Annotated in this window: 26 protein-coding genes and 1 tRNA gene; 10 read left to right on the forward strand and 17 right to left on the reverse strand. The window is 64.2% G+C overall.

The window, feature by feature from the left end:
• Window positions 1-61: 61 nt before the first annotated feature.
• Window positions 62-478, reverse strand: coding sequence for a DUF4149 domain-containing protein (locus ACE3OO_RS08370; protein WP_374301701.1), 417 nt, complete (start codon window positions 476-478; stop codon window positions 62-64).
• A 116-nt stretch (window positions 479-594) separates the two neighbouring features.
• Here ACE3OO_RS08370 and ACE3OO_RS08375 point away from each other — a divergent pair, with 116 nt between their 5' ends.
• The 4 genes from ACE3OO_RS08375 to ACE3OO_RS08390 all read left to right on the forward strand — a co-directional run bounded on the left by ACE3OO_RS08375 (window position 595) and on the right by ACE3OO_RS08390 (window position 3235).
• Entirely contained in the window at window positions 595-1392 is a 798-nt protein-coding gene (locus ACE3OO_RS08375) for an MOSC domain-containing protein (RefSeq protein ID WP_374301703.1), read from the forward strand.
• Window positions 1393-1599: 207 nt separating this feature from the next.
• The gene (locus ACE3OO_RS08380) at window positions 1600-2382 is read left to right on the forward strand and encodes an alpha/beta fold hydrolase (RefSeq protein WP_374301705.1); all 783 of its coding nucleotides are present in this window, start codon (window positions 1600-1602) and stop codon (window positions 2380-2382) included.
• An 83-nt stretch (window positions 2383-2465) separates the two neighbouring features.
• Window positions 2466-2720: a hypothetical protein gene (locus ACE3OO_RS08385; protein WP_374301707.1), complete on the forward strand. Its 255-nt coding sequence runs from the start codon at window positions 2466-2468 to the stop codon at window positions 2718-2720.
• Window positions 2721-2866: 146 nt separating this feature from the next.
• A complete protein-coding gene (locus ACE3OO_RS08390; protein ID WP_374301709.1) occupies window positions 2867-3235 on the forward strand; it encodes a PepSY domain-containing protein in 369 nt (122 codons plus the stop codon).
• A 12-nt stretch (window positions 3236-3247) separates the two neighbouring features.
• On the opposite strand, the gene ACE3OO_RS08395 is transcribed toward ACE3OO_RS08390, so the two are convergent.
• The 5 genes from ACE3OO_RS08395 to ACE3OO_RS08415 form a co-directional block, all read right to left on the reverse strand.
• The gene (locus ACE3OO_RS08395) at window positions 3248-3820 is read right to left on the reverse strand and encodes a GNAT family N-acetyltransferase (protein WP_374301710.1); all 573 of its coding nucleotides are present in this window, start codon (window positions 3818-3820) and stop codon (window positions 3248-3250) included.
• Window position 3821: 1 nt separating this feature from the next.
• Entirely contained in the window at window positions 3822-4415 is a 594-nt protein-coding gene (locus ACE3OO_RS08400) for a PAS domain-containing protein (protein WP_374301712.1), read from the reverse strand.
• A 74-nt stretch (window positions 4416-4489) separates the two neighbouring features.
• The gene (mnmE, locus tag ACE3OO_RS08405) at window positions 4490-5833 is read right to left on the reverse strand and encodes a tRNA uridine-5-carboxymethylaminomethyl(34) synthesis GTPase MnmE (RefSeq protein WP_374301714.1); all 1344 of its coding nucleotides are present in this window, start codon (window positions 5831-5833) and stop codon (window positions 4490-4492) included.
• Window positions 5834-5969: 136 nt separating this feature from the next.
• Window positions 5970-6347: a ferredoxin gene (locus ACE3OO_RS08410; protein WP_374301716.1), complete on the reverse strand. Its 378-nt coding sequence runs from the start codon at window positions 6345-6347 to the stop codon at window positions 5970-5972.
• Window positions 6348-6352: 5 nt separating this feature from the next.
• Window positions 6353-6598 carry a DUF6489 family protein gene (locus ACE3OO_RS08415; protein WP_374301718.1) on the reverse strand — a complete coding sequence of 82 codons (246 nt, stop codon included), beginning with the start codon at window positions 6596-6598 and terminating at the stop codon, window positions 6353-6355.
• A 55-nt stretch (window positions 6599-6653) separates the two neighbouring features.
• Between ACE3OO_RS08415 and ACE3OO_RS08420 the strand changes: the two genes are divergently transcribed.
• Complete coding sequence (locus ACE3OO_RS08420) at window positions 6654-8732, forward strand: thioredoxin domain-containing protein (RefSeq protein WP_374301720.1); 2079 nt, start codon at window positions 6654-6656, stop codon at window positions 8730-8732.
• Between the two features lie 6 nt (window positions 8733-8738).
• Here the strand turns inward: ACE3OO_RS08420 and ACE3OO_RS08425 are convergent, their stop codons facing one another.
• On the reverse strand, window positions 8739-9932 hold the full coding sequence (locus ACE3OO_RS08425) for an acyl-CoA dehydrogenase family protein (protein WP_374301722.1): 1194 nt from the start codon (window positions 9930-9932) through the stop codon (window positions 8739-8741).
• Window positions 9933-10176: 244 nt separating this feature from the next.
• Here ACE3OO_RS08425 and egtB point away from each other — a divergent pair, with 244 nt between their 5' ends.
• Together egtB and egtD are read left to right on the forward strand one after the other, a co-directional pair.
• The gene (gene egtB, locus ACE3OO_RS08430) at window positions 10177-11529 is read left to right on the forward strand and encodes an ergothioneine biosynthesis protein EgtB (RefSeq protein ID WP_374301724.1); all 1353 of its coding nucleotides are present in this window, start codon (window positions 10177-10179) and stop codon (window positions 11527-11529) included.
• The gene (gene egtD, locus ACE3OO_RS08435; protein WP_374301726.1) at window positions 11526-12515 is read left to right on the forward strand and encodes an L-histidine N(alpha)-methyltransferase; all 990 of its coding nucleotides are present in this window, start codon (window positions 11526-11528) and stop codon (window positions 12513-12515) included. Before egtB ends, egtD begins: the two co-directional genes overlap by 4 nt.
• A gap of 3 nt (window positions 12516-12518) precedes the next feature.
• On the opposite strand, the gene ACE3OO_RS08440 is transcribed toward egtD, so the two are convergent.
• The 6 genes from ACE3OO_RS08440 to ACE3OO_RS08465 all read right to left on the reverse strand — a co-directional run bounded on the left by ACE3OO_RS08440 (window position 12519) and on the right by ACE3OO_RS08465 (window position 18704).
• Window positions 12519-13649 carry an ABC transporter permease gene (locus tag ACE3OO_RS08440; RefSeq protein WP_374301728.1) on the reverse strand — a complete coding sequence of 377 codons (1131 nt, stop codon included), beginning with the start codon at window positions 13647-13649 and terminating at the stop codon, window positions 12519-12521.
• Window positions 13646-16378: a ribosome-associated ATPase/putative transporter RbbA gene (gene rbbA / locus ACE3OO_RS08445; RefSeq protein WP_374301730.1), complete on the reverse strand. Its 2733-nt coding sequence runs from the start codon at window positions 16376-16378 to the stop codon at window positions 13646-13648. The genes ACE3OO_RS08440 and rbbA overlap by 4 nt, the downstream gene beginning before the upstream one ends.
• Entirely contained in the window at window positions 16375-17376 is a 1002-nt protein-coding gene (locus ACE3OO_RS08450; protein WP_374301732.1) for an HlyD family secretion protein, read from the reverse strand. The genes rbbA and ACE3OO_RS08450 overlap by 4 nt, the downstream gene beginning before the upstream one ends.
• Before the next feature lie 139 nt (window positions 17377-17515).
• On the reverse strand, window positions 17516-17821 hold the full coding sequence (locus ACE3OO_RS08455) for a DUF3861 domain-containing protein (protein ID WP_374301734.1): 306 nt from the start codon (window positions 17819-17821) through the stop codon (window positions 17516-17518).
• A 56-nt stretch (window positions 17822-17877) separates the two neighbouring features.
• A complete protein-coding gene (locus ACE3OO_RS08460; RefSeq protein WP_374301736.1) occupies window positions 17878-18519 on the reverse strand; it encodes a PadR family transcriptional regulator in 642 nt (213 codons plus the stop codon).
• Between the two features lie 98 nt (window positions 18520-18617).
• Window positions 18618-18704: transfer RNA gene (locus ACE3OO_RS08465), tRNA-Leu, on the reverse strand.
• 160 nt (window positions 18705-18864) lie between these two features.
• Between ACE3OO_RS08465 and ACE3OO_RS08470 the strand changes: the two genes are divergently transcribed.
• A complete protein-coding gene (locus ACE3OO_RS08470; protein ID WP_374301738.1) occupies window positions 18865-20085 on the forward strand; it encodes an adenylate/guanylate cyclase domain-containing protein in 1221 nt (406 codons plus the stop codon).
• Between the two features lie 90 nt (window positions 20086-20175).
• On the opposite strand, the gene ACE3OO_RS08475 is transcribed toward ACE3OO_RS08470, so the two are convergent.
• From ACE3OO_RS08475 to ACE3OO_RS08490, 4 genes are all read right to left on the reverse strand, one after another.
• Window positions 20176-23355, reverse strand: a complete 3180-nt coding sequence (locus tag ACE3OO_RS08475; RefSeq protein ID WP_374301740.1) for an efflux RND transporter permease subunit — start codon at window positions 23353-23355, stop codon at window positions 20176-20178.
• A 30-nt stretch (window positions 23356-23385) separates the two neighbouring features.
• Window positions 23386-24597: an efflux RND transporter periplasmic adaptor subunit gene (locus ACE3OO_RS08480; RefSeq protein WP_374301742.1), complete on the reverse strand. Its 1212-nt coding sequence runs from the start codon at window positions 24595-24597 to the stop codon at window positions 23386-23388.
• Between the two features lie 270 nt (window positions 24598-24867).
• Window positions 24868-25293: a protoporphyrinogen oxidase HemJ gene (gene hemJ / locus ACE3OO_RS08485; protein ID WP_374301744.1), complete on the reverse strand. Its 426-nt coding sequence runs from the start codon at window positions 25291-25293 to the stop codon at window positions 24868-24870.
• 22 nt (window positions 25294-25315) lie between these two features.
• Window positions 25316-25858 carry a MarR family winged helix-turn-helix transcriptional regulator gene (locus ACE3OO_RS08490; protein WP_374301746.1) on the reverse strand — a complete coding sequence of 181 codons (543 nt, stop codon included), beginning with the start codon at window positions 25856-25858 and terminating at the stop codon, window positions 25316-25318.
• 147 nt (window positions 25859-26005) lie between these two features.
• Here ACE3OO_RS08490 and ACE3OO_RS08495 point away from each other — a divergent pair, with 147 nt between their 5' ends.
• Together ACE3OO_RS08495 and ACE3OO_RS08500 are read left to right on the forward strand one after the other, a co-directional pair.
• A complete protein-coding gene (locus tag ACE3OO_RS08495) occupies window positions 26006-26446 on the forward strand; it encodes an acyl-CoA thioesterase (RefSeq protein WP_374301748.1) in 441 nt (146 codons plus the stop codon).
• A 1-nt stretch (window position 26447) separates the two neighbouring features.
• A complete protein-coding gene (locus ACE3OO_RS08500) occupies window positions 26448-26669 on the forward strand; it encodes a DUF1127 domain-containing protein (RefSeq protein WP_374301750.1) in 222 nt (73 codons plus the stop codon).
• The last annotated feature ends 3 nt before the right edge of the window (window positions 26670-26672 follow it).

The following is a 26672-nucleotide window of genomic DNA, read 5'->3' on the forward strand; positions in this document are numbered from 1 at the left end:
ATTTGTAATATGTACCTTATATGTTCTGTATAGTCAAGGGATTTTTTGCTGATGTCTCCGATTAAAGAACAAATGAGAACAAAAGCCCTGCCGCCCCAAGTATTTGTGCCATATTGATCAGCATGCTGGCCTGGTGGAGGGCGCGGAATTTCGCCGTGGCGGTGGCGTCGCCCGCCTCCTTGCCGGCTCGCCAGACTTCGATGCGCGGCAACAATATCTGGCGCGAGACCAGTCCCAGCGCCGCGATGGCACCCAGTACGATCACGCCGAGCACATCCTGCGCCATGGCAAAGGCCAGCGCGGCCAGCAAAGCAAGCACAATCGTGACGCTGTAGTAGAGCGGAAAGATCGCGCGCATGAAGCCTGCTGCCGTGGTCGCCGGCAGGTTGGCGAACACCATCGGCGCGACGACGAACGAGAAGAACAGCTTCGCGCCCAGCAGCATCGCGGTGGCATAGAGGGCGAGCTGATGCGACATGTGGCCTCGCAAACAAATATGAAGGACGATGACACGAAACAGCATCGCGGCGATGATGACAATGTTGCAGCAATTCCATCGTTGACCGCCGCATTGCAGTTCCGCATGGTCTGGGCATGACCCAGCCGCATGCCACCCTCACCCGCATCCACCGTTTCCCCGTGAAGGGCCTGAGCCCGCAGCCGCTGGAACAGGCTGCCCTCACGCCCGACCAGCCGATTGCCGGTGACCGCCGCTTTGCGCTGGCCCATGGTGCCTCCGCCTTCGATCCGCAGAAGCCGGCCTTCCAGAAAAAGGCGCATTTCCTCACCTGGGTGCGCAACCCGAAGCTGGCCGCCCTGCATTGTGCTTTCGATCCGACGGGCACGAAGATCACGGTCGCCGATCCCGATCCGGAAACGCCCAAGGATGGCCGGCTCGACAATGCCGACCTGACCACCAGCGATGGACGCGCCGCGCTGGAACGGCTGGTGCTGCAGACCATGGGCGAGGAGCAGACTCGCGGCAGCGTGCGTGTGGCCGAGGCGCCGGGCGCATGGTTCGCCGATGTGCCGCAGCCTTACCTCTCGATCCAGAACACCGCCACCTTGCGCGACATCGGCGTGAAAACGGGCCTGAATGAACCGCTCGACTGGCGCCGCCTGCGCGGCAACCTGCTGGTGGATGGTTTCGATGCCTGGGCCGAGATGCATTGGATCGGCGCGCGGCTGCAGGTGGGTAGCGCCATCCTGGAAGTAGCCGAGATCATCGGCCGCTGCGCCGCCACCCATGTGAACCCGGATACGGCCGAACAGGATCTCGACCTGCTGTCGGGCCTGCGCGGCCATTACGGCCATACGCAATGCGGTGTCTATGCCCGTGTGATCGAGGGCGGCAGCATCCGCCTGGGCGACAGCGTCGCGCGGATCTACTGAAGCATGAGCAGCGGTGGCATCCTCCTCCTCACCGCCATCCTCGGACTGATCGCTTTTACCATAGCCACAAAACGACCCAGGCCTCGGAGTGGCGACCCTTCAGGCACATCAGACAATGCTCATCATGCCAAGAACGACGATGACAATGGCCACGACGGCGACGGCGACGGCGGTGGCGGTGGCGATGGTGGTGCGGACTAGACGCTGATGGGCCAGCGGCATTTCCTGCAGCGCGACGGGGTGAAACTTTCGTATGTCGATTTCGGCGGCGATGCTTCACGCACGCTGGTCGCCCTGCATGGCCGCGCCGGCTGCGCCCGCAATTACGCGCCGCTCTCGCATGCGCTCAAGCCCGACTGGCGCGTGGTCGGCATGGACCAGCGCGGCCATGGCTGGAGCGAGCATGCCGACGACCGCAGTCGCGACGCCTTCATCAAGGATGCCGCCGCCCTGATCGAGCATCTGGCCTGCGGGCCGGTGATGCTGACCGGACATTCCTTCGGCGGCGTGAATGCCTACCAGCTCGCCGCCCGCCGGCCCGATCTGGTGCGCGGCCTGATCGTGGAGGATATCGGCTGCCGTTTCGGGCCGGCCAAACCAGGCGAATCCTGGCCCCTGCGGTGGGACAGCCTGGATGCCCTGCTCGCGCATATGCACGGCTCGGATTTCGGGCTGGACCGCTATTTTCTCGACAGCCTGGTGGAATACGAGGATGGCTGGGGCTTCCGCTTTTCCGATGCCTGGCACGAGCCGGCCCGCGCCGCTCTGGTGGGCGACTGGAGTGAGGACTGGGCGGCGATCCACTGCCCCATCCTGCTGGTCCATGGCACCACCAGCCGCTTTGTCACCACCGATGAAATTCACCGCATGGCCGCGCTGAACCCGCGCACGGAAACCGCCATTTTCGAGGGCGCCGGCCATGTGCTGCATGACGAGCGGCCCGCCGAGTTCGTGGCCAGGTTAAGCGATTTCCTGCGCCGTTATGGCTGATTGCCGCGCGGTGGTCGGCTTGACGCCGGAATTCGACAGGTGCAGGGTCGCCCGCGGCGCATAATGCGCCGGGAGGATGACCGATGCGTAAGCGTGTGACCCGCCGCCACCTGCTGCTGGGCTCAGCCGGATTGGCCGTCACCGGAGGCGCCGCCATCGCCCTGGCGCCGCAGGCTGCCCGGGCCTGCACCGCGCTGCATGAGGCCGCCACCGAGGAATACACGCGCTTCGCCCGCACCGCCGCGCTGGCCGGCTCCAACGTGATGAGCAGCCTGCGCGACATGGCCTGCCCCTGCTGCGGCGAGCCGGTCGTGCTGTTCGACAAGATCGCGCTCTGATCCGGAAGATTCTCCGCCCGCTGGCGCGCCCTTTGCAGCACCCCGGCTGACCTCGAATCCCCGAAAAGGCCGCAGCCGCGCCCATCCCGCGCCACATTCCGGGCGCCTCATGACAGCATGATCAACCTTGTTTGCAAGGTACTGCCATGAACCAGCTCGCCGCATTGCTGCTGCTGGGCAGCCTGGCTGGCGGCACCGCCGCCGAGCCGGCCCAGGCCCAGATGCCCACGCCGGCCGCCCCCGCAGCCGAAACCCCCGCGACCGAACCGCCCAAGCTGGTTGAGCCAGAGGGTCCACCGGCCGGATCGCTGTCGCTGTCGCAGATCATCATCCAGATCGAGAGCCGGCCTGATTACGCCTTCATCAAGGATATCGACTGGCGGGATGGCCGCTATGAAGTGGAATACCGCACGCGCGATGGCCGCGACCGCAACCTGAAGATCGATCCACGCACCGGCCGCGCCGTGCAGGGCCATCTACCCGTGCCACGCTGGCCGCAGCAGAGCGCGCTTTAAACCGGTTGCGCTTCAGGCTTCGCCGGTCTGTGCCGGCTGCCACTCGCTGCGCAGCAGGGCAAACAGGTCGCTGTCGCGCCAGACGCCGCGCATGTTGAAATTCTGCCGCAGCCGGCCTTCCTGCCGGAAGCCCAGCTTGGCCAGCACCGCGTGGCTGCGCGCATTCTCCACATCGGCCAAGGCCGTGATCCGGTGCAGCTCCAGATCACTGAACCCGAAGCGCAGCACCGCGCGCATGGCTTCCGAGGCATAGCCGCGCCCGCGCAGCGTGCCATCAAACGAAAAGCCGATATTGCCCTGGCGATGCTCCGCTGATGCGATGCTCAGGCGCACCATGCCGATGGCGCGGCCCAGGCTCTGCTCCTCCACGGCGAAGATCCAGTCGCGGCCGGACGGGTTGGCGGCATCCCGCACCCGCGCGGCGATGAACTGCGCCACCAGGTCGGGCGTCAGCGACGGGCCGGGCAGGAAGCGCCAGAATTCCTCCTTCACCGCGAATTCGGCGAAAGCGGTCTCGTCTTCGATTTTGAAGGCGCGCAGCAGCAGGCGGCCAGTGACGAATTGGGGGAACAGGTCGGCCGTCATCTCAGGCCGCCCCTCCTGATGTCGCTTCGTCGGGATGATAGACCGTGCAGAGCATGATCATGTCAGCCGCCTGGTTCGGATGAGGCGTGCCCTCGCGCGCCAGCGGCAGGGCCAGGCCGGTGAACCGCACCCAGTCCAGCCCGTCGCGTCCCACCTTCTGCCGCACGCTGGCCCAGCGCGGCGCGCCGCGCTGCAACACCTCGCGCCAGTCCGCCATCATGGCGGCCAGCCCCTGCTCCGGGCCATTCTTCAGCTCGGTTTCGTCGCGGGTCAGGCCGGTGAGGTCGCGGCCATAGAACTGGCGGAAATTGGTGCCGACCAGGCGAAAGCGGATACGCATGGGTTCCAGCCGCTCAACCTCGATCAGCAGCAGGTATTTCAGCAGCAGCGGGATATCCAGCGGATCGATATCGGCCCGCGACGGCCAGGGCCGGCCGGCGCGCTTGGACTGCCAGTAGGCATGCAGCTCGGCCAGCGGCCCGGACGGCAGGGTCGCCATGTCCCACGAACTGCCCTGAACATCATAGGCGGGAATGATCATCGACCAGCTTCTGCCATCCGACAGCTCCCCCAAAGCCCCTTGAATATCTGCCATGGCAGCAGGCTTGGCTATCGGGATAGCGGGGAAAACGGGCAAATTTTTGGAACAAACTAAATGGCCGAAACCGCTCACTTCCCGATGCAGAAGTCGCGGAAGATCACGTCCAGCAGGTCTTCCACATCAATCCGCCCGGTGATGCGGCCCAAAGCACGGGCCGCCAGCCGCACATCCTCGGCGGCCAGTTCCGGCGCAGGGTTGTTGCGGCCGTTGCCGGTAAGGAAACGGTCCAGCGCCGCCACGCAGTCGGTCAGGGCCTCGCGGTGGCGGGCGCGGGTCAGCGTGGCCGAGCCGCTGATGCCGATGCGCGTCACCACTTCACGCTCCAGCGCCTCCAGCAGCGCGGTCATGCCCGCGCCATTGCGCACCGACACGCCCAGCACCGGCCGGCCATTGATCGCATAACCCGCCGGGATGCTGGCGGCGTCGATCTTGTTGGTCACCACCAGAGCATCCGTGTCGATCAGTGCCAGCGTTTCCTTCGGCACGGTTTTTTGCGTGGCATCCAGCACTACAAGCTTCAGGTCGGCGGCCTCGGCACGTTTCAGTGCGCGGGCCACGCCTTCGCTTTCGATCCTGTCGGCGCTCTCGCGCAGGCCCGCCGTGTCAGCCAGAATCACAGGATAGCCGCCCAGATCCAGATGCACCTCGATCACATCGCGCGTGGTGCCGGGAATCTCGGAAACGATCGCCGCCTCGCGTCGCGCCAGGGCGTTGAGCAGCGACGACTTGCCCACATTCGGCGCACCCAGGATCGCCACCATCAGGCCATCGCGCAGCCGCTCGCCACGCCGGTTGTCGGCCAGATGGGCGGCAATCTCCTCGCGCAGGCGGGCGATCTGCGGCATCACTTCGGCGGCCACGCCGGCGGGCAGGTCCTCGTCGGGGAAATCGATATCGGCTTCGAGATGGGCAAGTGCCCGCGTCAGCTGGTTGCGCCAGCCCTCGTATAGCTGCCCCAGCGCACCCTGCATCTGGCGCAGGGCCTGTTTGCGCTGCGCCTCCGTTTCGGCGTTGATCAGATCGCCCAGGCCCTCGGCCTCGGTGAGGTCAAGCTTGCCGTTCTCAAACGCCCGGCGGCTGAATTCGCCCGGCTCGGCCAGGCGCAGGCCGGGCAACTTCGCCAGCGCCTCGAACAGAGCGGCCAGCACGGCGCGGCCGCCATGCACCTGCAGTTCGACCACGTCTTCGCCGGTGAAGCTGTGTGGTTTGGGGAACCACAGCACCATGCCCTCGTCCAGCAACGTGCCATCGGCGGCGCGCAGCTTGCGCAGGAACGCCGTGCGGGCGCGCGGCAGGTCGGCTCCACACAAAGCGGTCAACGCGTCGGCCGCCTGCGGCCCGCTGACACGGATCACCGCCACCCCGGCGCGGCCGGGCGCGGTGGAGAGGGCGTAGATGGTCTGCGGGGTCATGGTGATCATTCGTCCAAACCCGTCATGCTCGGGCTTGGCCCGAGCATCCACGATTTCATTTTAAAAGTAACACGTGGATGGCCGGGCCAAGCCCGGCCATGACAGTGTAAGTTTAAAGGCCGGGCTGCCCTCATCCTCACTTCAGCTTGGCGCTATGGTCCGGGCCGTCTTCGGGCTTGAGCATCAGCCGCGCTACCCGGCCGCCCTGGCGGACATGCACCTCGAGGATCTCGTCGATATCCTCGAATGTCTCGGCGCGGTACCACACGCCGTCGGGATAGATCACAATGGTCGGCCCCAGTTCACAGCGTTCCAGGCAGCCGGCATTGTTCACCCGCACGCCGTCTTCCAGGCCCATGCCCAGTTCCTTGGCGCGGCTTTTCATGTAGTTGCGCAGCTTCTCGGCGCCCTTGCGCGCGCAGGAGCCGCGCGGATGGTTTTCCGGCCGCTCGTTGGTGCAGACGAAGATATGCGCCCGGTAAAAGGGTTTGGGATCGCTGGGCAATACAGTCATGGCGCTTATTTCTTGTCCGAGCCGCCGCCGGGGAACTGGCTGAAAAAGAATTTCTGGATCTGCTCCAGATTCTGCAGGCCCAGCGGCGCCCAGGTCTTGAGCAGGGTTTCCGGATCCATCGCGCTGAGCGAATTCATCATGCGGTCCTGCATCTGGCGCATGACCGCCTCCTGCAGGGGTTGCACATCGGGCAGGCCAAGGAAGCGCCGGGCCTCTTCCGGGGTGCAATCGACATTGACAGTGACCTTCATTGTCGCACCATACTTGTCTGAAACGCCGAAACGAGAAGCAGGACAAATACCTAGCATGGCCCCCGCCCCCTTGTCAGGGACCAACACCGTGAATCTGGACCGCAACAACCTGGACCGGGCGGCCTCGCCCTATCTTCAGCAGCACCGGGACAATCCGGTGCATTGGCAGGTCTGGGGCCCCCCGGTGCTGGCCGCAGCCCAGGCGGCAAACAAACCCATCCTGCTCAGCGTGGGCTATGCCGCCTGCCACTGGTGCCATGTGATGGCCCATGAAAGCTTTGAGAATCCGCAGATCGCCGCGGTGATGAACGAGCTTTACGTGAACATCAAGGTCGACCGCGAGGAACGGCCGGATATCGACACCATCTATATGAACGCCCTGCATATCCTGGGCGAACAGGGCGGCTGGCCGCTCACCATGTTCCTCACGCCCAAGGGCGAGCCCTTCTGGGGCGGTACATATTTTCCGCCTGAGCCACGCTTTGGCCGGCCCGGCTTCGTCGAGGTCTTGCAAAAGGTGCATGAAGCCTGGCGCGACAAGCCGCAGTCGGTAGCGCAGAACGTGAAGATGCTGGTGGGTGGCCTGCGCAACATGGCCAAGCCGCAATCGCGCGACCGGCTGAATCTGAGCAATGACGTGCTGGATCAGGTGGCGGCGCAGATCCTCACCCATGTCGATCCCGAACATGGCGGCGTGGGCGGCGCGCCGAAATTCCCGCAAACCGGCCTGTTCGACCTGCTGTGGCGCGCCTATCTGCGCACCGGCATCCCCGATTATTCCATCGCCACGATCACCACGATCTCGCGCATGGCCCAGGGCGGCATCTACGATCATCTGGGCGGCGGCTTCGCGCGCTATTCCACCGACGCGGAATGGTTGGCGCCGCATTTCGAGAAGATGCTTTACGATAACGCTCAGCTTCTTTCGCATATGGCTATGGTGGAAGCCGAGACGCTGGATCCGATCCTGCGCCAGCGCGTGATGGAGACCGTGGGCTGGCTGCTGCGCGAGATGATCACGGCAGAGGGTGCCTTCGCCGCCACGCAGGATGCGGACTCCGAAGGCGAGGAAGGCAAATTCTACGTCTGGCACAAGCCCGAGATCGAACAGGTGCTGGGACCCGAGGATGCCGCGCTGTTCTGCGCTGCCTATGACGTGACGGATGCCGGCAACTGGGAACACAAGACCATCCTGCGCCGCTCGCTCGAGCCTGACCTGAAGGATGCCGACACGGAAGCGAAACTCGCCGCCTGTCGCGCCAAGGTGCTGGCGGTGCGCGAACAGCGCGTGAAGCCCGGCTGGGACGACAAGGTGCTGGCCGACTGGAACGGCCTGATGATCGCGACTTTGGCCGATTTGTCACGCCAGTATCGCCAGCCTGCATGGCTTGAGGCGGCTGAACGCGCCTATGCCTTCATCGTGAACACCATGGGCGTGGGCGAGGCCAAGCTGGGCCATAGCTGGCGCAACGACACGCTGATCTTCCCCGGCCTGCTCGATGATTATGCGGCGATGATGCGCGCAGCCCTGGCGCTGCATGAGGTCAGCGGCAGCCCGGATTACCTGCACCAGGCGCAGGCCTGGGCCGAAACGCTGGAAAGCGATTACGCCGATGCCGTAAACGGCGGCTATTTCCTGACCTCCCGGGAAGCCGAGAACCTGGTGGCACGCACCCGCCATGCCGCCGACAACGCCACGCCTTCGGGCAATGGCCTGCTGGTGGGCGTGTTCGCGCGGCTGTGGTACCTGACCGGCGATGTGACCTGGCGCGAGCGGGCGCAGAACCTGCTGGATGCCTTCTCGGCCGATGCGGCGCGCAATTTCTTCCCCATGGGCGCCTATCTGAACGGCTTCGATCTCTTCGCCAATGCCGTGCAGGTGGCGATCATCGGCAAGCGCGGCGATGCCGCCACCGAGGCGCTGATCGATGCCGCCTACAGCGTATCGGTGCCGAACCGTATCGTGCAGGTGATCGACCCGCTCGCCGCCATACCGGAAACTCATCCCGCCTATGGCAAGGCGCAGATCGATGGCACCGCCACCGCCTATGTCTGCCTTGGCCCCACTTGCGGCCTGCCGGTCACCGCGCCGGCCGAACTGGCCGTGGCGATGAAAGCGACCCGGGCGATCTGAAGCAATTCAGATCTGCGCGTCATCCAGCGGCAGGCCCAGGCCCGCGCGGCCGATCACCTCCCAGGTGGCCGGGCCGGTCATCATGTGCTGGGTGGTCACATGCACGTCGCGGAAGGCGCGTTGCAGCGGCGATGTGGCAAACACCGCCGAACCGCCAGCCAGGGTGTAAAGCCGCTTCACGGCTTCGGCACTGGCATGCGAGGCATGCGTCGCTGCCTGGCGCAGGGCCACGCGCCGCTGCAGCGAAACGGCGCTGCCCGCTGCCGCCGGCCCCAGCTCGGCCATTGCCGCCTCGACCATGGCGTAAAGGTGACTGCGCGCCGCCAGCACCATCGCCTCGGCCTGGGCGAACTCGGCCTGCACGGTGGCGCGTTCGGCCAGCCGGCGGCTGGAACCCTGCGGCGTCTTCGCGCCGGCCAGCGCGACGAAATCGCGCAGCGCACCACCGGCGATCCCTAGGGCCACGGCGGCGATGCCCAGGCCCAGCAGGGCAAAGACCGGAAAGGCGAAACAGGCGCCCGGCCGCAGCACCGGGCTGGAAAACAGCGACACGGCATGTTCGTGCGGGATCAGCACATCGCGCACCTCGAAATCGCCACTGCCGGTGCCGCACAAACCCATCGCCTGCCAGGTATCATGGAAGAGCACGTCCTTTGCCGGCAGGATCATCATCGTCACGTCGGGTTGGCCGCTGGGAAGGCGGCGCGGTGTCGGCCGGCCTTCGGCATCGGCTGGACCATCCATCAGCAGGCAGCCGGCGAAAATCCAGTGGGCATTGCGCGTGCCGCTGCCCCAGCCCCAGCAGCCGCGCACCCGCCACTGCCCGTCCTCCGGCAGCGCGCGGCCCATCGGCGCGAACACCCCGGCAGTGACGGTGAGTGGATCGGCGAAAACCTGATGCACCACCCTGTCCGGCAGGCGTCCGGCGGAAATCGCCGCGGTGGCGCCGATCATCAGGCACCAGCCGGCCGCCGCATCCCCGCCGGCAATCGTCTCGATCAGGTGCAGCATCGTGGCGGGATCGACACCGGCACCGCCGCAATCGGGCGGCAGCGGCGCGCGATAGAGTCCGGCCTGGGCCATGGCAGCAGCAATGTCATTGGGCAGATACCGGACCTGTTCGATTTCGGCGCTGCGGGTGCGGAAGGACGCTGCGAGTTCGTTTGCGCGCGCGAGCAGGGCTGCTGCCATTTTTGTCATGGTTCCTCCCGATCTTCTTATCGGACCGAACAGAAAATGTCGGTTCCGTCACATTTTCGCCTTGCCCTCGGGCGTAGGCTAGCTATCTGACCCAAAGAGCAAAAGAGCGGGCCGCACCGCCGGCAGGTCATTTCTTGATATCGGGCATCCTTTTCATGATGCCGGAACCATAGCCGCAGCAAGTCGTTGAATTCGCAGTATTGAATCAAAAAGCATCGCGGCACCGCAGGGAGTAGAGTGGGCCATGAGCGGAACCCTCACCATCGAGGACGGCACCATAGAGGCCGGCGCCCGCAGCGGCAGCAGAGCCGGCAAACATGACGCCGCCCGCGCTGCGCTGCTCGCCGGATACCAGGCCGTGCGCCAGCTCACCGAAACCCTGGCCGCGCCGCTCTCCCCAGAAGACCAGCAGCTACAGTCGATGCCCGATGCCAGCCCGACCAAATGGCATCGCGCCCATACCACCTGGTTTTTCGAGACCTTCATCCTGCAGCCGCACAAGCCCGGCTATTGCGTGTTCGACGAGCATTTCAACTACCTGTTCAATTCCTATTACGAGGCGCTCGGCGCTCGGCAGCCGCGCCCCGAACGTGGCCTGATCAGCCGGCCCGCCGCCGCCGCCGTCGCGCAATACCGCCATTACGTGGATGCGGCGATGACCGACCTGCTTGATTGCGCCGAGGATGCCACACTCGCCACACTCGCGCCGCTGATCGCGCTGGGCCTGGCGCATGAACAGCAGCACCAGGAATTACTGCTTACCGACATCAAGCACGCCTTCTCCAAACATCCCTTCGCTCCCGCCTATCAGCCGCCGCCGGGCTTCACGCGCCACGATCCGCCGCCGATGGGGTTCGTCGATTTCGAAGGCGGCATTGCCGAAACCGGCCACGATGGGCACGGTTTCGCATTCGACAACGAAGGCCCGCGCCATCGTGTGCTGCTGCATCCCTTCCGCCTGGCGACGCGGCCGGTCACCTGCGGCGAATATCTGGAATTCATGGCCGATGGTGGCTATGCGCGGCCGGATTTCTGGCTCTCGGACGGCTGGGCCTTGGTGCAGCGCGAAGGCTGGCAGACGCCGCTTTACTGGTCGCGCGATCCCCACCGCGATAATTGGCAGGTCTTCACCCTGATGGGCCGGCGCGCCGTCGATCCGTCAGAGCCAGTCTGTCATGTCTCGTTCTACGAAGCCGCTGCCTATGCCGCCTGGGCCGGCAAACGCCTGCCCACGGAAGCCGAATGGGAGCATGCCGCCGTCTCCGGACGCGCCGAGCATGGCGGCGGTTTTCTTGACCACCAGCATCCGCATCCGCGCCCGCTGCATCCCCATGATGACTCCAATGGCGCCGCAAGGCTGCGCGGCTATGGCGAGGTCTGGGAATGGACGCGCTCGGGTTACGAACCCTATCCCGGCTTCAAGCCGGCAGCCGGCGCCATCGGTGAGTATAACGGCAAGTTCATGGTGGGGCAGATCGTGCTGCGCGGCGGATCCTGCGCCACACCGCACGGCCATATCCGGCCTAGCTATCGCAACTTTTTCCCGCCGGCGGCCCGCTGGCAGTTTTCCGGCATCCGGCTGGCGGAGGATCTATGAACCATCTCGCACTCCTGCGCCGTGACACGGCGATTTCCAATACGACAACAGCCGCATTCGCCGCCGATGTTCAGGCCGGCCTGTCGGCGCGGCAGAAAAATCTGCCGGCGAAATATTTCTACGACCGGCGCGGCTCGGAACTCTTCGAGCAGATCTGCGACCTGCCGGAATATTACCCGACACGTACCGAGATCGGTCTCTTGCGCCGCCATGGCCGCGAGATGGCCCGGCTGATCGGGCCTGACGCCGAGATCGTTGAGTTCGGTGCTGGCGCATTGGTGAAGATCCGCCTGCTGCTCGATGCACTGGACCGACCGCGCGGCTTTCTCCCCATCGACATTTCCGGCGCGCACTTAAGCGATGCGGCCGCCGCATTGATGCGTGATCATCCCGGCCTGCGGGTGCGTCCCGTGGCCGGCGATTTCACTGCGCCCGATCTTGTCTTGCCGGCGCGGCTGCCCGGCACACGCTGTCGCGCCGGATTCTTCCCCGGTTCCACGATCGGCAATTTCACGCCCGAGGAGGCGCTTGGATTCCTGCGCGGCGCGGCGCGCATGCTGGGCGACGACAATACGGGCAACAGTGGCCTGCTGATCGGCGTCGACCTGGTGAAGGATCCCACGCTGCTGCATGCCGCCTATAACGATGCCGCCGGGGTGACAGCGGCTTTCAATCTAAACCTGCTGCGGCGGATCAATCGCGAGCTGGGCGGCGATTTCGTGCTGGAACGGTTCGCCCATTACGCCTTCTACCAGCCGCAGCACCAGCGCATCGAAATGCATCTGGTCAGCCTGGCCGCGCAGAGCGTGCGCATCGGCAACCGGCGCTACGATTTCGGCGCCGGAGAATCCATACACACCGAGAATTCCTACAAATACACGCTCAGCGGTTTTCACCATCTGGCCGAACAGGCCGGCTTCCGGCCCGTCGCGGTATGGACCGATCCCGACAACCTGTTCAGCCTGCACTGGCTGGCGCTCGACTGATACTCACTGCTGCTGGCTGAGGAAGTCGCGGAAGCGTATTAGGCTGAAGGCAAAGGCCGCGGCACCCATGGCCAGGATCGCCAGGAATTCCGGCCACACCACATCCAGCCCGGCGCCGCGCGACAGGATCGCCTGCGTCAGAGCCACATAATGCTTGGTCGGCAGAAGTTGCACCGCCATCTGCAGCCAATCGGGCATCGCTTCCAGCGGCGTGAAAGCACCCGATAACAACTGCATCGGCATCTGCACCAGCATGAACAGCAGGGCGAACTGCGCCATCGTGCGCGCCAGGGTGGCGAGGAAAATGCCTAAGGCGGCGGCGAAGAACAGGTAAATCGCGGTTCCGGCATAGAACAGCAGTACCGAACCGGCCACCCGCAGGCCCAGCAAAGCCTCCAGAACCACGAACAGTGATACCAGCGACATGCTTAAGATCACGCCGCCATTGGCGAAGATCTTGGCCAGCATGATCTCGCTGGCGCGCACCGGCATCACCAGCAGGTGCTCCAGCGTGCCATGCTCGCGCTCGCGCATCAGCGCCGCCCCGGTCAGCAGGATGGCCAGCATGTTCAGAACCTGCAGCAGGGCCATGGCACCGGTGAACCAGGTGGATTCCAGGGTCTGGTTGAAGGCGACCCGCAGTTTCAGCTCCACGGCATCGCTGCCGGCGGCGGCATCGCGGCGCAGGAAGCGGCCGATCTCGTCGGCCACGATCGAACTGATGTAGTTGCCGCCGATACCGGCCTGCATCACCGCCGTGGCGTCGATCAGCAACTGGATTTCCGGGCCGCGACCCGCCAGCACATCGGCCTGGAAATCGGGCGGGATATTCAGCACGAAGGTATACCGCGCATGGTCCATGGCGCGGTCCACCTCCTGCGGTGCCACCATTACCGGCGCCTGGAAACGCGGCGGCTGAAAGGCATCGATAATCCGCTGGGACAGGGCCGACCGATCCTCATCCACGACACCCAGGGATGCCCGCACCAGATCATGCGAGGTGCCGGTGGCCTGGGCATAGACCATCAGCGTGCATGCATAGATCATGAAGATGAACAGCACGCGGTCGCGCAGCAGACTGGTGATTTCCTTGCGGCAAAGCTGCCAGATGTTGCGCAGGCTCAGCATCGTCATGCCTCCTGCTTGCGCAGGAACAGCCACGCCATGGCGAGCAGAATGGGCCAGAAGGCGGCGGTGGCAAGGATGAAGGGTATCAGGTCAACCAGCCCCAGCCCCTTGGTGAAGGCGCCAACGCTGGTGCGCAGAAAATAGGTGGCTGGGAAGCTCGAGCCGATCAACCGTGCCCCGCCCTGCAGGGTCGAAACCGGTTGCATCAGGCCGGAGAAATGCACCGTGGGCATGATGGTCAATACGGCTGTGCCGAACATGGCCGCAACCTGGCTCTGGGTGAAGCAGGACGTGACCATGCCGATGCCGGTGCTGGCCAGCACATAGAAAAACCCGCCAATCAGCAGGCCGAGCAGGCTGCCCTTCAGCGGCACGCCGAAAATGAACACTGCCATCGCGGTCAGCACCAGCACGTTTACATAGGCCAGCGCCACATAGGGCGCCTGCTTGCCCAGCAGGAATTCCAGTTTCCGTACCGGCGTCACGTACAGGTTCGTGATCGAGCCGCGTTCACGCTCCGATACCACGCCCAGCGTGGCGAGGATCGCCGGGATCAGCATCAGCATCATGGCAAACAGGGCCGGCACCATGGCATCGATGCTGCGGAAAGCCTGGTTGTAGCGATAGCGCATGACCAGGCTGGCCGACGGACTCGCGCTGATGCCTTGCTGTCGCGCCAAATCGGCCAGGAAACTGGCATGCGCACCATTCACATATCCCTCGATGGTCTCGGCGCGGAACGGCATGCCGCCGTCGATCCAGACCGAAACCTCCGGTGCACGGCCACGACGCAGATCGGCGCCGAAATTGGGCGGAATCTCGATGGCCAGGGCGATCCGGTTGCCGCGCAGCCGTTGCACCAGCGTCGCGCCATCGGCCGCATCCATTTCGCGTTTAAAATACGACGATCCAGAATAGGTCTCGACATAGGCGCGGCTTTCCGGCGTGCCGTCGCGGTCCAGCACGGAGAATGTGACATTGTCGACGTCGAAGGTGATGCCGAAGCCGAAAACCAGCATCAGGATGACGGTACCAAACAGCGCAAAGGCCAGCCGAATCGGATCACGCAGCAATTCGATGCTCTCGCGCCAGGCATAGGCACGCAGGCGCCGGCCCGAGAACCAACCGCGCGGAGCAGCGGGCGTTTCCGTTTGCGCAGTCATGATCGCGGGTGTGGGTTCCTCCACGCTGCGGCCGCCCAGTTCCATATAGGAGATGAAAGCCTCTTCCAGGCTGGCAGCATTCTGCGCCTGCTGCAACTCAGCCGGTGCGCCGGTGGCGATCACGCGGCCGGCATGCATGAAGGCGACGCGGTCACAGCGTGTCGCCTCTGTCATGTAATGGGTGGAAATGAAAATGGTGACGCCCTGCTCACGCGCCAGACGCAGCAATTCGCGCCAGAAGCTTTCGCGCGCCACCGGATCGACGCCCGAGGTCGGCTCGTCCAGAATCAGGATTTCCGGATCATGAATGATCGCGACCGCCAGAGACAGGCGCTGGCGCACGCCCATCGGCAGGGTATCCGCCACTGCATCCAGATGATCCTTCAGATCGAAATGGCTCACCATTGCCTTGCTGCGTTCCAGGGCACGGGCATTGTCCAGACCGTAAAGCGCGGCATGCAGCATCAGGTTCTGCCGCACTGTCAGCTCGCCATACAGCGAAAAGCTCTGCGCCATGTAGCCGATGCGGCGACGGATGGAAAAATCCCCGGCCGAAATCGCCTGGCCGAACAGAAAGCCTTCGCCTTCCGTGGCCGACAACAGGCCGGTGAGCATCTTCATGGTCGTGGTTTTGCCGCAGCCATTGGAGCCCAGAAAACCGAAAATCTCACCGCGCCGGATCGCCAGATCGACATGATCGACGGCGGTGAAATCGCCAAAGCGGCGCGTCAGGCCCTTGGCCGCGATCACCGGCTCCTCCGTTTCGCCGAAACGCGGCGGCGGCAGGGCCGGTTCACCATCCAGGCCGCCACGTCTTTCCTTGGGCAGCAGCGCGATGAAAGCCTGTTCCAGTGATGCCGTGCCACTCTGTGCCTTCAGATCGGCTGGGCTGCCGCCGGCGAGAATGCGACCCTGGTCCAGCATCATCACATGGCTGAAACGCTCGGCCTCGTCCATCGTCGAGGTGGCAACCAGCAAGGCCAGTTGCGGCCGGCTCTGGCGGATGGTCTCGATCAGGTCCCAGAATTGCCGGCGCGACAGTGGATCCACGCCGGTGGTGGGCTCGTCGAGAATCAGAAGATCAGGGTCGTGCACCAACGCACAGCACAGGCCCAGCTTCTGCTTCATGCCGCCCGAGAGCTTGTGCATTGGCCGGTCGGCAAAGGGCGACAGGCCGGTGGCCTCCAGCAAAATGGGTATGCGGCGGTCGCGCTCGGCACGGTCATGGCCGAACAGGCGGGCGAAGAAAGCGACGTTCTCGGCCACCGTGAGATTGGCATAGAGATTGCGGCCCAGACCCTGCGGCATATAGGCAATGCGCGGCTGCACGCCCTCGCGCGCGTTGCGGCTGGCATAATCGGCGCCCAGCGCCGTGATACTGCCCTGCTGCAGCTTCTTGGCGCCCGAGGCCAGCGCCAGCAAGGTCGATTTGCCGACGCCATCGGGGCCGACCAGCGCCAGCGCGGCCCCCGGCGCCAGATCGAGGCTCACATCCTCCAGCGCGACGGTCTTGCCGTAACGATGGCTGACATGGGCGATGCTCAGACCGCCATGCGGATCGCCGGCATTCATTGCGTCGCTTGGGTTGCGACTTTCGCCGTCAGGTCGGAGTCAAGCCAGGCCGGCCAAACAGCGCCGGCATCCAGCCGTACATAGGCCATGCCGGTCAGGCCGGTTTTCACCTGATCCAGGTATTCCTGAACCAGACTCTGCGGCACGCGCGCCTTGATGCGAAACATCATGCGTTCACGTTCGCTGCGCGTCTCCACCTGCTTGGGCGTGAACTGCGCCCGCGAGGATACGAACGACACCCGGGCCGGCACCGCACGGGTGCTGGCCGCATCCAGCAACAGCCGTGCCTCGGCGCCGATCGCCACGCGGCCGGCCGATTCCGAGGGTAGGAAGAAGGTCATGTAGACATCGGAAAGATCGAGCAGCGTGGCGACTTTGCCGCCGGCGCCCAGCACCTCGCCGGCCTCGGCCAGGCGAAAGAGGATACGCCCCGCCCGCGGTGCAGTGAGGGTGCCATCCTTCAGCAGGTCGCGAATACGTTCGGCCTCGGCTTCGGCGACATGGATTGCCGCGTCGGCGCCGCCGAGTTTGCTTTCGGCCGCCGCCAGCGCGGCTTCCGCCGTGCGGCGGATGTTGCGCTGCTGGTCGACCTTCTGCTCGGAGACGAAATTCTTGCCCGACAGCACCAGTGCGCGCTGCAATTCCTTGTCGGCGAGGGAAAGTTCGCTCTGGCGCTGGTTGATCTCGGCCAACACCTGATTGCGCGATTGCTGGGCCTGGGCGATCTGCGCCTCGGCCGAGCGCAACTGCGCTTCCAGTTCGCGGGTGTCGAGTCTGGCGATCACCTGGCCGGCCTGCACCAGATCACCTTCCTCCACATTCACTTCCAGCACGCGGGCGGCGTATTTGGTGGCGATGTCGATCTCGTTGGCTTCGATGCGGCCATTGCCGGCGGCAAAGCCGGGCGGCAGGGCGGCCCGACGCTGTTGCAGGTACCACCAGCCGCCGGCACCGCCGGCCAGCACGACCAGCAACAGGATCAACAGAATACGACGCATGTCAGCGGCCCCTCCGTCAGGCCCCGGGCCCCGGATCGGAGCGCATTAAAGACTGCGCTGCCAGCCTTGATGCTGCATTGCGGTAAATCAAGCGAAATCCGGCAACTGACGTCGATTGTGACGGCAGTCACCGGCTTGTCTAGCCGGCCTGCGCCGCCCGGCCACGTTCCTTCAGACCGCCAATGAAAGCGCGGATCGCCGGGCTGAGGGCGGCAAAGAGCGGATCGTCGCGGCGTTTCAGCATCACTTCGGAAAACAGCTTCAACCCGATGCCCAGCGAGGCAGCCTCGTCGGGCTGATACGCGCCGCTGGATTGCAGACGCGCGACGATACCCAGGATATCGTCATGGTTCACCGCCTCGAAACACAGCGGCGGCTGGATCGGCGTATCCTCGCGGGGGCCGCCCAGATGTTCGATGGTGACGCGGTACCGATGGCCTCGCATGCTGTGGCCTTTCCAGGTTGCCAGATCACTGCCCCACATTGATCCCCCCTGCACGCTCACTGCTGTCCGCGAATGTCCTTCGCGGCACGCACCAGGATGTCGATGATGCGGCGCTGTTCCTCGGGCGCGGCATCGGCCTTTTCCAGCAATGCAAGCTTCAGATTGCGCCGCGCCGCACGCATGTTGGTTGACGCCTCTGCTCCGGCATCCTCCATATCCTCGCCGCCGCGGAAGAACTGCTTTGCGCGCGCCACTTTCTCACCGATGCGGGCCAGCTGGCCCAGCATGGCATCGGCCTGGGCGCGATGATCGCCCAGATAGGCGGCGCCCGTTTCGGTCAGGCTGTACAGCTTCTTGGTGCCCTCGGCCGCCACGCTGGCATGGCCGATTTCTTCCAGGTATGTCAGCGCCGGATAGATCACGCCGGGGCTGGGCGCATAGAAGCCCGAGGAATGTTCCTCCAGCGCCTTGATGATCTCGTAGCCATGGCGCGGCTTCTGTTCCAGCAGGGCAAGGATCAGCAGCTGAAGGTCGGCCGCATTGACCATGCGGCTGGCGCGGAAACCATGGCCGCCTAGGCCGCCCTCGTCATCGAAGAAAGCGGCGAATTTGCCCCGGAAACCGCCGTGACGATGGCCACGGCGCATACAGCGATGCGCAGCTTTCTCCCGCATCACGTTGAAAATAAAAGGATTCATGTTTACTCCTGTCATTCGATAGTGTCTTTCGACGTATCTTAAGATATAGTTTGCGATAGTAATGTCAAGACTGGCTTTGAAAATACGGTCTGAAAGGATGGTGCCCGCTGCCGGACTCGAACCGGCACGGCCTTGCGGCCTCGGGATTTTAAGTCCCGTGCGTCTACCAATTCCGCCAAGCGGGCAGGCGCCTCCTCTCTACGGGCGACGACCGGCCGGGTCAATCGGCCGCGTTTTGACACAGTCATATACTTTGTTTCCAGGCAGATACTCGCACACCTCGCTTCCGAAAAAGACGACTCTTCCCATCGCTCTTTCCGTTGTGCAGCGGTATATGCTGCGATCATGGATCCTCAGGTCTTCACCCAGATCGCCCGCTGCATCGCCGATGCCTCGCTGGAAGGCGCCAGCGAGGGCGAGATGCTCGCCACCTTCTGCACCGGCCTGAACCGGGCCGGCATTCCGGTCACGCGCGCCCTGCTCGGCGCCGACACCCTGCATCCCGTGCTGGCCGGCCGCATCTTCGGCTGGCACCGCGACCAGCCGGAAACCGTGCTGCACGAATTCGGCCGCTCGGTCAGTGCCGAAGGCCAGCGCAAATGGCAGGAAAGCCCCTTCTATTACCTGGAGCAGAGCGGCGAGGCCGATTTGCGCGTGCGCATGCTGGGCATGAATGGCAGCTATCCGTTCCCCGTCATTGCCGACCTGGCCGCCGAAGGCTTCACCGATTACTTCGTCACCATGACACGCTTCGGCGAGCGCGCGGTGATCGGCCAGCTCGATTCCATCTATGCGTCCTGGAGCACCGATCACGCCGAGGGATACAGTGACAAGCAGATCGAGACGCTGAGGGCGCTGATCCCGTTTGCGGCCGCCGCCATCCGTTCGGCCAGCGTGCGCCGCATCGCCGATACGCTGGCGGAAACCTATCTCGGCCGCAATGCCGCACGCCGGGTTTTGTCGGGCACCATCGGCCGCGGCGAGGCAGAACGGATCTCGGCCGCGTTATGGTTCAGCGATCTGCGCGGCTTCACCCGTCTGGTCGATACCGTTTCGCCCGAGCTGATCATGCCGCTGCTGAACGATTATGCCGGCGCCGCCGTAGCCGCCGTGCATGCCCATGACGGCGAGGTGCTGAAATTCATGGGCGACGGCGTGCTGGCCATATTCCGCGATGACGGGAATCTCGAGAATGCCTGCCGCGCCGCGTTGAACGCACTGAAATCCTGCACGAAGGAACTGCGCAGCGTGCGCAACCAGCGCGCCAACGCCGGCCTGCCGGTCACCGACATGTCGGTGGCCCTGCATGTGGGCGAGGTGCTGTATGGCAATTTCGGCGGCGAGGATCGACTGGATTTTACCGTGGTCGGCCCGGCCGTGAACGAACTGTCGCGCATCTCGGGCATGGCCCGTTCCGTGGACCAGCCCGCGATCCTGTCGGCGGCATTCCGGGCGGCGGCCGGCGGCCTGCGCGAGGAATGCGTATCGCTCGGCCGCTATGCCCTGCGCGGCGTCGAGGCGCCGCAGGAACTCTTCACCCTCGATCCCGCCATGCTGCGGATCTGAGCCGTAGAAAGCCAAAAAGAAAACGGGCCCGGATAACTCCGGGCCCGCTGTCGTTTCGGTCCTGACCGGCTGTCTTGATCGCCAGACTTCTTATTCGCCGGTCTGCGGCTCCACCGGCGGCACGGCGGCAGCCGTGCTGCGACGACGCACGAAGCCGCGCAACACCACATAGAAGACCGGCGTGAGGAACAGGCCCACCAGGGTCACACCGATCATGCCGGAGAACACCGCGGTGCCCAGCGAACGCCGCATCTCGGCACCGGCGCCCGAAGACACCACCAACGGCAGCACGCCAAGGATGAAGGCGAAGGCCGTCATCAGGATCGGCCGCAGGCGCAGGCGGCAGGCCTCGATCACCGCATCCACCGCGCTCTTGCCTTCATGCTCGATCTGGCGGGCGAATTCCACGATCAGGATCGCGTTTTTGGCCGCCAGGCCGATCAGCACCACAAGGCCGATCTGCACCAGCACGTTGTTATCGATGCCAGCAAGCCAGACGCCGAACAGGGCGAACAGCATGCTCATCGGCACGATCAGCATGATCGCCAGCGGCAGGACCCAGCTTTCATACTGGGCAGCCAGCGCCAAGAAGACGAACACGATGGCCAGCACGAACACGAAGATCGCCGTGTTACCGGTCAGGCGTTCCTGCAGGGCGATTTCCGTCCACTCGAAACCCTGACCCGGCTGCAGCACCTGGCCGGCCAGTTGTTCCATGGCAGTCAGCGACTGGCCGGTGGAATAGCCCGGCGCGGTGTTGCCCTGCAGCGGTACCGACACATACATGTTGTAGCGCTGGATCAGGTCGGGCCCGGCTGTCTCTCGCAGCTCGACCAGGGTACCCATCGGCACCAGGTCGCCGCTGGCGGAACGCACCTTCAGACGCTGGATATCCTCCTTGGTGAGGCGGAAGCCGGCATCGGCCTGGGCGCGCACCTGGAAGACACGGCCAAAGGCATTGAAGTCGTTCACATAGGCGGAACCGAGATTCACCTGCAATGTCTCGAACACATTGGCCAGCGGCACGTTCAGCATCTGTGCCTTCACGCGGTCGATCTCGAGGAAGACCTGGGGCGACGAGGCCGAGAAGGTGGTGAACACGCCGGTGACACCCGGGGTCTGCATGGCCCGGCCCATCATCTGATAGGCCGCCGCCAGGAGCGGCCGGACATCATCGCCGGCGCGGTTCTGCAACTGCATCTTGAAACCGCCGCCCGAACCGATGCCGGGCACGGCCGGCGGAGGGATGGCGATAACGAAGGCCTCTTCAATCGCCTGCAACCGGCCGATCATCTGGCCGACGATGGCATCCGAGGTCAGACCCTTGGCCAGACGTTCCTCGAAAGGCTCAAACGGCGTGAACATCACCGAGGCATTGTTGGAGTTCGTGAAGGTCGCGCCGTTGAAACCGGGGATCGCCACGATGTGGGCCACGCCCGGGGTGCTCTCGATCAGCTTGGTGGCCTTCTGCGTCACCTCGTCGGTGCGGCTCAGGGACGCGCCATCGGGAAGCTGGATGACGACGATGGCATAGCCGCGATCCAGCGGGGGGATGAAACCCTGCGGCACCTTGTAGAACATGAAGCCGGTCGCGGCGACCAGCAGGCCGTAGACACCCAGCATCACCACCCGGCGCCGCACGATGCGGCCTACCGAACGGCCATAACTGCTACCCATGCGGTCGAACCCAGTATTGAACTTGTCGGCCGCAATCTGCAGCCAGCGCAATGGCGGGAAGGCCGGGCTGTGGTGTTCGCTCTTTTCATGCCGGCGCAGCAGGATGGCGCCCAGAGCCGGCGACAGCGTGAGCGAGTTGAAAGCCGAGATGATAGTGGCGGCCGCGATGGTCAATGCGAACTGCTTGTAGAACTGGCCGGAAATGCCAGGAATGAAGGCAGTGGGGATGAACACCGCCGACAGCACCACGGCAATGGCGACCACCGCCGTTCCCACCTCGTCCATGGTTTCATGCGCGGCATCGCGCGGGCTCATGCCCAATGCGATATTGCGCTCGATATTCTCCACCACCACGATGGCGTCGTCGACCACGATGCCGATGGCCAGCACCAGGCCAAACAGGCTGAGCACGTTGAGCGTGAAACCAAAGCCCGCCATCACCGCGAAGGTACCGATCAGCGACACCGGGATGGCGAGGATCGGAATCAGTGCCGCCCGCCAGTTCTGCAGGAAGACCAGCACCACCAGCGCGACCAGGATGATCGCCTCGATCAGGGTCTTGTAGACCTCGTCCACCGACTGGGCAACGAATTCGGTCGGGTTGTAGATGATGGTATATTCCAGGCCGGGCGGGAAATCCTTCTTCAGCTCCTCCATTTTCGCGATCACCTCTTCCGAGGTAGCAAGCGCGTTGGTGCCGGGGCGCTGGAATACGCCCATCGCCACGGCGGTCTGTCCATCGAGATAGCTGCGGCTGGTGTAATCCTTGCCGCCCATCTCGACGCGGGCCACATCTTCCAATTGCACGATACGGCCATCAGTGCCGCTCTTGACGATCACGTTGCGGAACTGCCGCACGTCATCGAAACGGCCCTGCGTTGTCACCATGACTTGCAGCGGGTTGCTGTCAGGCGCCGGCTGCTGGCCCAGCGCGCCGCCGGAAACCTGCACGTTCTGCGCCTGCAACGCGGCCACCACATCGGAACCCGAGAGCCCGTAGGCGGACAGCCGGGTTGGGTCGAGCCAGATGCGGATGGCGTATTCGCTGCCGCCGAACACGGTCACGTTGCCAACGCCATCCAGCCGCAGAAGCTGCTCGCGGATGCGCAGGTTCATGTAGTTGGCGATGTAAAGCTCGTCGTAGCGCTTGTCGGGCGAAAGCAGGTGCACGACCATCAAAAAGTCGCCGGCCTGCTTGCGCGTAGTGATGCCCTGACGGCGCACTTCCTCAGGAAGACGCGGTTCGGCAATGGAAACGCGGTTCTGCACCTGCACCTGGGCGTCGTCCAGATTGGTGCCCGGGCGGAAAGTGACGGTGAGCTGCATCACGCCGGCCGCCGTCGAGTAGGACGACATGTACAGCATGTTTTCCACGCCGTTGATTTCCTGCTCGATCGGCGTGGCCACGGTGCGCGCCACCGTCTCGGCATCGGCGCCGGGATAACTGGCGGTCACGTTGATCTGCGGGGGTGCGATTTCCGGATATTCGCTGATCGGCAATTGGGTATAGGCGATCGCGCCGACAATCACCGTCACGATGGAAATGACGGCGGCAAAAATCGGCCGGTCGACGAAGAAATGTCCAAACTTCATGGCTGCCTCGCGGCGTAAGCGGAAAAGGGATTACTTCGACGCACCCTGCGGAGCACCCGCCTGGGCGCCCGGCTGCGGCAACGCCAGCAGCCCCTGCCAAACCGGTGGCAGGGTTACCGGCTGCGGCGTCACGCGGCCACCGCCCAGACGCACGCGCTGCAGGCCATTGATGACGACCGTTTCATCGCCCTTCAGGCCCTCGCGGATGATGCGATAGCTGTCGGTGCGCGAACCCAGCTTCACCGGCCGCTGCTGCACGGCACCCTCGGCGCCGACGACATAGACATAGCGGCGATCGAGGTCGGTCAGGATCGCCTCATCGGGCAGCAGAACGGCCTGGTATTCCGGGCTGCCCGGCACGGCGATGCGGCCGAACAGGCCCGGCGTGAGGAACAGGTCCTTATTCTCAAACACGGCGCGCAGTCGCATGGTGCCTGTGGCGGCATCGATGCGGTTGTCGGTGAAATCAAGTTTGCCCTTGTGGGTGAAGCTCTTCTCGTCGGAAAGCTGCACGGCCACCGCCAGGCCCTTTCCGTTGCCATTCCCACCATTCTGCTTGGCGATCCGCTGGTAGGCCAGGTACGAGCGCTCGTCGATGTCGAAATAGAAATGCACCGGGTCGAGTTGCACGATGGTGGTCAGCAGCGTCTCGTTCTCGCGCACCAGGTTGCCCTCGGTGACCAGCTTGCGCGAGATGCGACCGGCGATCGGCGCGCGGATTTCGGTGAAGCTCAGGTTCAGCCGCGCGGTCTCCAGGGCTGCGCGGGCGCCGGCGATGTTGGCCTGAGCAGCCAGGAAGGTCTGGCGACGCTGGTCCAGCGTGGCGGCCGCAGCAGCACCGGTCTGGGCCAGGCGCTGGTAGCGTTCGTATTCCACCTTGGCCAGGTCGAATTCGGTCTGGCGGGTGTTGAGGGTGGCCTGGGCCTGATTGAAGCTTGCCTGATAGGTGCGACGGTCGATGGTGAACAGCAGGTCGCCCTGGTTCACCGTGGCGCCATCCTGGAAATGCACGGTATCGAGATAACCGCTGACACGGGCGCGGACTTCCACGGCGCCGACGGCATCGAAGCGACCGGTATATTCGTCCATCTCCACGATGGGCTTGACCACCGGCTTGGCTACCGTCACCGGCGGCGGTCCGCCGGGGCCGCCCTGAGCCTGCGCGGCAGCTGCCGTAAGGGAAAGACAGAACAAAACAGCGGCGGCCAGTGGGCCGCTGAGACGCAAGGAACGCACCGACATCGGGAACCCCCGGTTTTTTTGCATGCGCGAAGAAGTAAAGGGCGCAAATAGTATGGACAAGCTAAAGCTGCGGCCCGCTCTGTGATCAATGCCACGAAAACTTTACGCGGCGGCACCTTAGCGGCAGTTGAAACAGGGTGCCTGTAATAAATTGCACCCTTCCTTTATCACGCCGGTAATCGGTGAATCCCGCGATTGCCTGTTAAATATAGCACATATCAGGAACAACAGTCCGTCGCAAGAGCTTGTCGGCCGATGGAAACCAAGCGATCAGAATGGCTTGACGATCACCAGAATCACGATGCCGATCATCAGTAAGGTCGGCACTTCGTTGATGAAGCGGTAGAAACGCTGGCTGTGCCGGTTGCGGTCGGCGGCAAAGTCGCGCTGCCAATGTACCAGCCCGCCATGAGCCCCCTGCATGCCAAGCACCAGCACCACCTTGGCCCAAAACCACGGCTGGTCCCAATGGTGGCCCAGCCAAGCGATGGAGAGACCGAAAATCCAGGTAGCTCCCATGGCCGGATTGATGATGGCTTTCAGCAGGCGGCGTTCCATCACCTTGAAGGTTTCGGATTCCTTCGAACCCGGTGTCGCCTCGCAGTGATAGACATAGAGCCGCGGCAGATAGAGCATGCCGGCCATCCAGGCGATCACCGATATGACATGCAGGGCTTTCAGCCAGTCGTAGAGCATGCGCCTGCTTAACTCCGGGCGCTCAGACCCGCAAGTCTGACGGCTGCGGCTCGCCACAAGCCCCGTCCACCGGACAGCCATTGCGGAAACACGGGCCGGCATCGCAATAGCGGCAGACGGCATGGGCCTCGCGCCGCGAGACCGGCAGATGGCCCAGAATCTTGCGCAGCAATCCATCGAACTGCTTTCGCTCGGTCGCGCTCAAGTTTTCCAGCAACGCCTGCAGCCGGCGCTGGCGCTGGTTGAGGATGTCACGCCGCCGCTGCCGTCCCAGCGGCGTGAGTTTCAGCGCCATGGTGCGCCCGTCTTCGGCCGAAGGCGTCTTTTCCACCAGATCTTCCGCCACCAACCGCTCGACCAGCCGCACCGTGCCCGGATGGGTAAGTCCCAGCACCTCGGCCAGCTTGCCGATGGAAAGGCCGGGCAGGATGCCAATGGTGGTGAGCGCCGCACCGGCCTGGCCGCCATGCTCGCCAGCGGCATCGACGCCGTCGCGGATGCGATCCGTGACGGCAACGCCCAGGGCGCCCAGCAGATTGACGGTGGTGTCTTCGCGCAATGCCATGGCTTTCTCCGCGGAAATCCTGCCGGCCTTTACCTGGCCGGATTTAAGGCTGCCGTCCGGTGGGGGTCAATGCGAAAAGGCCGGTTGACGAAAATATGTATGAGTAATATATATGAGTGAGTCATACATATTTCAAGGGCCGGTGCCATGCAGCGTGATGACGTTCCCTTCCTGTATCCCTACCGGGTCCGCTGGGCCGACCTGGACCCGCAGGACATCGTGTTCAATCCGAATTACTTCGTGTTTTTCGACAGCGCCGCCAACGAATACCTGCGCGCCGTCGGCTACAGCCTGCGCTCAGGGATGGCCAATGATGGCGCCGATATCCTGGCGGTGAAAACCGAAGCCGAGTTTCGCAGTTCCGCCCGGCTGGACGATGACCTCGAGATCGGGGTCGCGGTGCCGCATATCGGCCGCACCAGTTTCCAGTTTGCCTTCCCCGTCTGGCGCGGGGACGAGTTGCTGGTGCTGGGCCGCATCACCTATGTCGCCGTTGGACTGGCCAGCCGGCGACCGATACCAGTGCCGCCTGCCTTCATCGCCGCCATACGCGACTTTGAAAAGACCATGCAACCCGTGGAGGCCTGAGATGACCTGCAGCGATATGCTCTCCATGCCGCTATCACACGATAGACGCTCTGGAATAATCAAACTCCGGTTCAATCGTCTGGTTGCCCTGCTGCGCTGCTGGCAGCGCCGAACACGTGAGCGGCGCCAGCTTGCCGCCATGGGCAGCCTGGCCTGGCGCGATCTGGGCCTGAGCGACGTGGATGTGCGGCGCGAGGTGAACAAGCCATTCTGGCGAGACTGAATA

It is taken from the genome of Ferrovibrio sp. (assembly GCF_041906005.1).
Lineage (GTDB): Bacteria > Pseudomonadota > Alphaproteobacteria > Ferrovibrionales > Ferrovibrionaceae > Ferrovibrio.